This window comes from Deinococcus misasensis DSM 22328 (assembly GCF_000745915.1).
Taxonomy (GTDB): domain Bacteria; phylum Deinococcota; class Deinococci; order Deinococcales; family Deinococcaceae; genus Deinococcus_C; species Deinococcus_C misasensis.
Window position 1 is genome coordinate 1 of record NZ_KN050785.1, and the last position, 451, is coordinate 451.

The window sequence follows — 451 nt, forward strand, 5'->3', positions numbered from 1 at the left end:
AAAGCGGCTTCGTCGATCCGGGGCACTATGGTGTGCGGCCGATGGGATTGTTCGTGTAGGCTCGCTAAACCGTCTGCTTCAAAAGCTCTAAAAGTGTTGCGTACTGTTTGGGTGGCGATTCTCAGGGACCTGGCAATTTGGGAGACCACCTGACCCTCATGGCTGGCCAGCAGAATCTGGCTGCGCCGCACCGTGAAGGCGTCTTTGGATTTGAGCTGATCTTGGATGTGCTGGACTTCTGTTTCGCTGAGGGGTCGGACTTTGACTTTGCTGCCCATAGCTCACTGTGACAGATGACGGACATCTTCACAATCTCACTTGTGATCCTGCACTAGTACCAATTCAGGTTACACTCTGGGCCGTTTTCCCCACAGGCGTGGGGATGAACCGAACAATTTCCCACCATCAAAAACCCCCACGTCGTTTTCCCCACAGGCGTGGGGATGAACCG

1 protein-coding gene is annotated in these 451 nt (G+C 54.3%); it reads right to left on the reverse strand.

Features of this window, described 5'->3' with window-relative positions:
• The coding region (locus Q371_RS24920; protein ID WP_034346427.1) for a helix-turn-helix domain-containing protein at nt 1-278 on the reverse strand (278 nt) is incomplete at its 3' end.
• Nucleotides 279-451 lie beyond the last annotated feature (173 nt).